The sequence below is a fragment of the Neolewinella lacunae genome, assembly GCF_014349155.1.
In the GTDB taxonomy this organism is placed as follows: Bacteria; Bacteroidota; Bacteroidia; order Chitinophagales; family Saprospiraceae; genus Neolewinella; species Neolewinella lacunae.
The window spans coordinates 1-7305 of record NZ_JACSIT010000056.1; the positions used below are offsets into that span (position 1 = coordinate 1).

Here is a 7305-nt window from a genome sequence, read left to right on the forward strand (position 1 = left end):
TCATATAGTCACAATTTCCCGGAGTGAAGAGGTTAACGAGTTCTTCTACCGGGTCCGCCTGCCGCTTTATTGCAGTAGCAACAAAGGAGCGAATGTCCATAAATTCCTGGGCGGCGACCAGCGAACGGAAGCCTCCAGATACTTTTTGACGGACCTTATTCATGCGCAGATCCCTTTCCGCCTGATTATTATCAAACTGAGCCAATGCATGCGTCATAAAACGTAACACTTCGTCTTCATTGTCTCTTAGTCGCAGCAGTAGGTTCACCGTTTTGGTTTGAGCTGTTCGCCCGCGCGTACTCCCGTCCTCTTTAACGGCCGGAGGATTTTGCTTCAGCCCGATCGCAAGGAGCTCGCGGTATTTTTTTCGGTGGCGGCCCTGCCATCGGCGATCAACGACACTGGTGGAGGATTCGACTTTTTGTCGCTTTACTTGGAGCAAAAGTTTGATGAAGGGATCGGCCCATTCTCCCTGTTTATCCCGATCAATAGCATAGATAAGGTCACGTAGCAGATGGGCAACACATAAGGAGTGAGTGGCTTGGGGATAGGCATGATAAGAGTGATAGTCATCCCGGTGCAGGATTCCTTCAAACCAAGTGAGCACATCCATCTCATCATGTGCTTCACGTCCTCTCTTGGGATGAATCATGAACAAACTGAACAATTCCGTTGCCGCCACATGTACCCAGTGTCCGATACCTTTGACCTTCATACCCGTCTCGTCAAAAAAGCCGCACAGGGATGCTATTATGGAAAAGCGTAACGTCTCCAGAAACTCCGGTAATTGGCGTGCAGCACTCTTGCGAAAGTTGTCCAGCGTTCCGGTACTCAAGTTTACGCCAAAAACCTTCAGTAACTGCTTGGTCCGAAAAGCAGGTATGAATTGAAAAGCTGATAGATAGACACTGATCGCTTTGACTCTGGGGCCGTACTGGAATTCGTGCTTGATATCTTCCGGGCAACCAGCTGCCTGCCATTGGATGGCACAGCATGGGCAGGTCTTGATTTCAATCCTGTGCTCGGTAACAATCGTTTTTAGCGGTGGAATATCTTCCACCTGCTTGCGAATAAAACCATCCGGAGATACTCCTGATAAGTTAGATCCGCAGCCCGGGCACGCGGTGATCGTGTAGGGGATAATCTCGTCGGGATTGTCGATCAGGCGGCTCTTGCTTCCTTTGTGCCCCGATTGACCGCCGGGATTTTTGCCCGACTTTTCCCGTAGAGACCTTGCCTTAGTAGGCTTGAAGTCATCCTTGCTTGGCGGCTTGGAACTATTGCCACTAGTAACCGCTAACTTATCTTCAAGCTTCTTTATCGTCGCTTGCTGAGCTTCGCAGAATGGCATGAATAAGTCCACAAGCATCAAGCCCTCAGCACTAAGCGCCGGGCGGAGATTATCAACTTCAGCCTTAAGTTTTGCGAAAGTCATGCCGAAAAGTACTACTAATTCTGGAATTCTAGCGTTTTGTACCCTGAATAGTTACGTCTATTCTAGTAAAAAGCACTTGATTTTCTTGATTGTAAAATGTCGTAGTTAAAACACATATATTAGTAAATGAATTCACATCTAGTATGTTAGTTTCAACTTCAATTTCGCTGTCCTTCAGGTCTGATGAGTTGCCAATAAAAGTTGGTTCAGTCAATCTCCCTTTTGCTAATAATTTTTCATTTTGAGATACTTTACTACCGCCAATTTGTCCATTGCCAATTTCGATTGAAATATAAATTTCATCTGAATTTTTAGATCCTTCCAATACTCTTGGATTTGGTTCCAGTTGATGTTCTTTGATTTCCATTTTTTAAAATTTAGGTTGTCCTACTCTTTTATACGGTTTTCGGTTATCCCGTTGCTTACTTTGTTTAAAGTCCTGTTCAGCTTGTTTGACTGTCTTTTTAACATTGGGCATAACGGTCTGGCTAAATGGCGTGTGGGCGCATAGCCCACATGAACATTTTAGTCTTTGTTGTAGCCAGTTTTCTTTTTACCATAATTTCCACCATTTCTTTTTCTCACTCGTCTTTAGTGTAATCTCTTTCTTTGGTGATTTATTAATTTCCTCTTTTTTATTGACCTGACTTGATTCAATCATTTGGAGATATTTATTTAGTAGTGCAATTCCTAACGATGAGAACCTTCCTTCTTCATCCATTATTTCTTTTTGTTTCAAGTCATCTATCACATTTGGCTTCATGTATAAAGCTATTTTATCTCCAATTTCTTTCCGTTTATTATTTTGAATCGATGCTTTTAATTCTTCTGTTCTTGTTTCTCCGAGAAAAAGCATACTCAAATTCATATAAAGCATATCATCTTGCATCAAGGAATTTAGCTTGTTTAAATCCACATCATTCTTTTCTAATTTTTCTTGAAACTTTGAATGAATTTCCTTCGCCCAATCTTTATTTATTCCTCCCGCTGCTAAACTAAAATATGGTTCATTTTCCTCTACTTTATTATCTGCAATTATTGAATCGAACATTGGCTTCAAATCTATGTCGTTCTGATAAAAACCTATTCTTTTTAATGCTGCAAAACGTATAGTTTGATTTTCGTCATTTAAGATACAATGTTCAAGTAAAGCTGCATATTTTGGGTTTTTGGTTTCTCCTAAGTGCATTATTGCTTTTATCTTATTGTCAGCACTTTTTAGCTTTTGAAAGTTTTCAATCAATTTTTCGTTTGGAATATCTACTCCGATTTTTTCTATTTCTTCAAATGAAACTATTTTTAATTTGGATATAAATTCTTCGCCGATTGATAGATTATTTTTCATTCTTTCAAGCATCGAACTTGAATACTTGTTTTCTGGATTTATCTCAAAAGACTTCTTTATACACGATATTCCTAAAGGATAAAGTTTTTGAATTCCATTTTGATTTGAGTAACCACAAATTGAATCCCCTAATCCATACCAAAACATTGTATTCTCTTTATCCATTCGTACCGCTTCTAAAAATAGATTGTACGACATAAAGAAATTTTTCTCTGAATAGAAAAGTAGTGCTGATTGTTCGTAATGGTTCATATTTTATTTTTTATAATTGGCTACAACGGTCCGGCTACGCGCCGTGCGACGAAGGAGCATGGACGTCGTAGCCTTTGTTGGCTGAAGTTGTCTTCATTTAGTTATTTACATTTCCTGATGTACTTAATCTAGGACTCTGTAACTGACCACAATGATTTTCATCTCCGTGTAGTAAGAACAAATTAGGTCTTTCTTGATTGTAGTTTTTATCGCAGTAGTTGTTTCTAAACTCATTCCTAACGCTAGGGCATTCTCCTCCTGGTTTCGTACATCTTGGGTTATCTGGATCATCAGTTGGTCTGGGCCTACAAAACCACTCACTAAAAAATGCTCTATCACCAGTCTTTTTGAAGTTGTTATCTAAGATTCTGTTGTCATTTGATTCATCTCTAACTCTAATCGGGTCGCCACAAATATTTTCAAATTTATTACGAAGTATTTGATTATTAGAAGAATAGTGGGCCAAGTAAACAGCATGTAAATGCGAGCATTCCTCCGGCGTGTTGTTTTCAACATTGACAAAATGATTGTTCTCTATTTTATTGTCTCTAGAGTTTACTAAATCAATTACAGCAAATGCATAGTTCTGATTAATGGTGAATTTATTTCCGATGTTCTCAAAATACATTCCGTAAATGCTATTATTACCGTTCCATCCATTTACAAGATCATTTCTATTGCCACGAAGAAAAATTCCTAGCTTATAATTTCTAACTTTTAGATACCGAAAATTGAGATTAGTATTCTCACCTTGCTCTCCTCTCAATTTAAACCATGTTTCCTTTCCTTGCCCATCAAAAACAGGTCTATCTGATGTAAAGTCAATCGGCGTAAATGTAATTGAATGACCGTTAGAAAAACTCCATTCAACTTCTTGACCAAAATATGTTCCTTGATTAATATGTATTTCAATATCTCTAACAGGATTTTCATTTAACAAGATTTCGTGGACTCTATCTAGACTCTTTACAGCATCTTGGAATGACAATCCAGAGTTGCTATCATCTCCTGTTGATCTCATATAGATGATAAATTTGTCTACGCTCTCAATGGGAACAACATCTTCATCCTTACATCCACTTAAAAAAGTAAGAATTACCATTATCCAAATGCCAACAATTCTGTTAAGTTGCTTTTTTTGTCTCATCATATTAGGGTTTAAATTGAAGTTCTGAACACTGTAAAGACATCTGATTTACCATCTCCGTTGAAGTCACCCGTTTTTAGTTTGTCAATGACTATTTTGGAATTGGATATACGAGACCATTCTCCTAATGCAGAGAATGAAACCCTCCAGAACTGCCCATTCGGATATAAAACATCTGCGCTACCATCCCCATTGAAATCACCAACAAGAAGTCTATCTGTTCTTACAGCAGATTCTCGCACTCTATCCCATGAAGATGTTCCACCATATGAAATGCGCCATACTTCTCCGTTCGCATAAAATATATCTGATTTGCCATCTCCGTTGAAATCGCCCACCAAAAGTCTATCTGTCCTTACAGCAGATTCTCGCACTCTATCCCATGAAGATGTTCCACCATATGAAATGCGCCATACTTCCCCGTTTGCATAGAATATATCTGACTTGCCATCTCCATTGAAATCGCCTACCAAAAGCTTTTCTACCTTTACAGCAGACTCTCGCACCCTATCCCATGAAGATGTTCCACCGTATGAAATGCGCCATACTTCTCCGTTCGCATAAAATATATCTGATTTACCATCTCCATTAAAATCTCCTACTAGTAGTTTATCTGTTTTAACAGCAGATTCTCGAACCCTGTCCCAGGAAACTGTGCCTCCGTATGAGATGCGCCATATTTCTCCATTTGCGTAGAATATATCTGATTCACCATCTCCATTGAAATCTCCTATCAATAATTTGTTGATTGCAACTTGAGAAATGTTAGTTGTGTACCAAGAAGAACTAGCACCATACGAAATCCTCCACTGCAAGTATGATGGTTTTCCGTATAGTGTTTGAACTGCCTCAATATCACCTTCACTCAATTCCCCATTATTATTCCAATTAGGATTACAATAATTCATCACTGAATTTATATCGAACTCACCGATATACCAATCTCCGTCTGAACCTTGCCTTTGATCTTGACACCAACTTGGAGCATCGGGTCGATTTTGTTCATGCGCCAATCCAATAGCATGGCCGAATTCATGGACAGCAATTGCCTTTATACAAAACTCTCTGTCATTACTGCATCCGAAAGACCAATTGTTAAAGGTAAAATTAAGCACCATGCCATCCCTTTTTCCATTCAAATATCGGCCTAGATATTTTACGTGTGGACTAGTATCTTCTACTCTTATACGAATACCTCTACTACCAGAATTACATGCACCCCATCCTGTAAATTTTAGAGCACTATATTTCTGCCAAGTTTCTAAAACTGCTTGTTTTGTCCAAATTCGACCTTCTTCATTATCATAATCTGGGTCCTCCCAACAAACAGGTATGTTCACTGTTTCCCAAATTCCAGAAGTCAAAGCATTTGCTTGATTGTTTCGGCCATTATTTTGTCCATACAATAATCCCGTTTTCAGAATCATTAGCCCCATTACAATTAATATGGTCTTTTGTCTCATTTTTCATTTATTGCAGCCAACGTTTGCCCTACCCGCAGGCCGACGTAGGAGGCTTGTCGGGTAGGGCGTGTTGTGTGAATCTTATTCAAATATTGGAGAACATTCTCCTCCCGAAAGATAAATGATCGCACCACCACTTGAGTTTTGGAATTTCAATACATCATCATATCCATCACCATTGTAATCCCCGATGTACCAACCTTTACCCCTATCAAGTTCGATAGAATGATTGCTCCAAGTTACTATACTTCCAAACCGATTGCCGAATGACAATGTAACTTGTGCTCCTCCGATTCCTCTAGTTGCTAACCGAATGAGGTCACTTAATCCGTCACCGTTGTAGTCTCCAACGTACCAACCTTCTCCTCCTCTTTCTCCAAATCCACTCCATTCTACTGGTGGACTAAAACTACTTCCCGTTGAGAGTAAAACATGAGCACCTCCATTTTCATTTTTATATCGCAAAATATCGTCCTTCCCATCACCATTATAATCACCAACGTACCAGCCAAGTCCTCCTCTTTCTCCCGCTCCACTCCATTCTACGGGCGAACTAAAACTACTTCCCGTTGAGAGTAAAACATGAGCACCTCCATTTTCATTTATATATCGTAAAATATCATCTTTCCCATCACCATTATAATCACCAATATACCAACCTTCTCCTCCTCTTTCTCCCGCTCCACTCCATTCTACGGGCGAACTAAAACTACTTCCCGTTGAGAGTAAAACATGAGCACCTCCATTTTCATTTTTATATCGCAAAATATCGTCCTTCCCATCACCATTATAATCACCAACGTACCAGCCAAGTCCTCCTCTTTCTCCCGCTCCACTCCATTCTACGGGTGAATTAAAACTACTTCCTGTTGAAAGTGAGACTTCGGCACCTCCATTTTCATTCTTGTAGCGCATTAAATCATGTTTTCCGTCGCCGTTAAAATCACCTATGAACCAACCTGGGCCAGAGTTTAGGCCAAAACCATAGCTTTCAAATTCCGTGTTGGAAGAATTAGGATACAGTTCACCTGCAAAGCATTTATCTTTATCAGACAATTCATAGTTCCAAGACGAACTAAAATTATTGGCGGTGTATCAATAGTAATGGTGAGCCATCAAGTTTCGCTGCCAGAGGAAGTAGCCAATGGCCGCCACATGGTTCTCTAGCTTCTTCGAGAAAGCGACACTGCGCCGAACCAATCTACTTACCCTTGCTCTGACGCCCGTAAAATAACCTTCAATGAAAAAAGTAAGCGCCTTACTCGGATGATGCTGGTCACTTGGTATCGTCTGGTAGTATGCCTCCCAGTAATCGGTAGCAAACTGGCAGTGATCTCTTAACCGTTGCGGGAGCTTATCTAGCATTTTTTCGGCGTCCGCTTTGCCTCGACCTCCAACATGAAAGGCCAAAACCTGCTTGATCGCTGGGCAATAGACTACCCAAATCCAACGCTTGTTTTTCTTGCAGCCGACGAAAGACCACATCTCATCTAATTGAATTTCAACGGATTGTAGCTCTTCATCACTCAGATTCTCTAGGAGCTCGTAATCTACTCCCAAATTGTCCGGCGTTTGCTCCCAGATTGAAGCCGCAAAGTTCATCAGCCAAGTCATGCTCACTTCCATGGAACGACAAATTCCACGTAAGCTTACCCTTTCGCTA

The 7305-nt window shown here is 40.2% G+C and carries 7 protein-coding genes; all 7 read right to left on the bottom strand.

All coding sequences use genetic code 11. The features are described 5' to 3' along the window. A partial coding sequence (gene tnpC / locus H9S92_RS03295) for an IS66 family transposase (RefSeq protein ID WP_187465294.1) occupies nt 1–1435 on the bottom strand: 1435 nt, incomplete at its 3' end. A 28-nt stretch (nt 1436–1463) separates the two neighbouring features. After that, nucleotides 1464–1802 carry a hypothetical protein gene (locus tag H9S92_RS03300; RefSeq protein WP_187465295.1) on the bottom strand — a complete coding sequence of 113 codons (339 nt, stop codon included), beginning with the start codon at nt 1800–1802 and terminating at the stop codon, nt 1464–1466. Between the two features lie 186 nt (nt 1803–1988). Beyond that, nucleotides 1989–3032 (bottom strand): HEAT repeat domain-containing protein, encoded by a 1044-nt coding sequence (locus H9S92_RS03305; RefSeq protein ID WP_187465296.1) that lies wholly within the window; start codon nt 3030–3032, stop codon nt 1989–1991. A gap of 97 nt (nt 3033–3129) precedes the next feature. Continuing rightward, entirely contained in the window at nt 3130–4182 is a 1053-nt protein-coding gene (locus H9S92_RS03310) for a right-handed parallel beta-helix repeat-containing protein (RefSeq protein ID WP_187465297.1), read from the bottom strand. 8 nt (nt 4183–4190) lie between these two features. After that, entirely contained in the window at nt 4191–5642 is a 1452-nt protein-coding gene (locus H9S92_RS03315; RefSeq protein ID WP_187465298.1) for an FG-GAP-like repeat-containing protein, read from the bottom strand. Nucleotides 5643–5723: 81 nt separating this feature from the next. Further along, nucleotides 5724–6698, bottom strand: a complete 975-nt coding sequence (locus tag H9S92_RS03320) for an FG-GAP repeat domain-containing protein (RefSeq protein WP_187465299.1) — start codon at nt 6696–6698, stop codon at nt 5724–5726. A gap of 39 nt (nt 6699–6737) precedes the next feature. Continuing rightward, nucleotides 6738–7305 (bottom strand): IS1 family transposase (locus tag H9S92_RS03325; RefSeq protein ID WP_187465300.1); only part of this gene is annotated, 568 nt, incomplete at its 5' end.

Bases quoted from the DNA above. Each gene is read 5' to 3' on its own strand.
- H9S92_RS03315 (WP_187465298.1), bottom strand. From the start codon at position 5,642: ATGAGACAAAAGACCATATTAATTGTAATGGGGCTAATGATTCTGAAA.
- H9S92_RS03310 (WP_187465297.1), bottom strand. From the start codon at position 4,182: ATGATGAGACAAAAAAAGCAACTTAACAGAATTGTTGGCATTTGGATA.
- H9S92_RS03300 (WP_187465295.1), bottom strand. From the start codon at position 1,802: ATGGAAATCAAAGAACATCAACTGGAACCAAATCCAAGAGTATTGGAA.
- H9S92_RS03305 (WP_187465296.1), bottom strand. From the start codon at position 3,032: ATGAACCATTACGAACAATCAGCACTACTTTTCTATTCAGAGAAAAAT.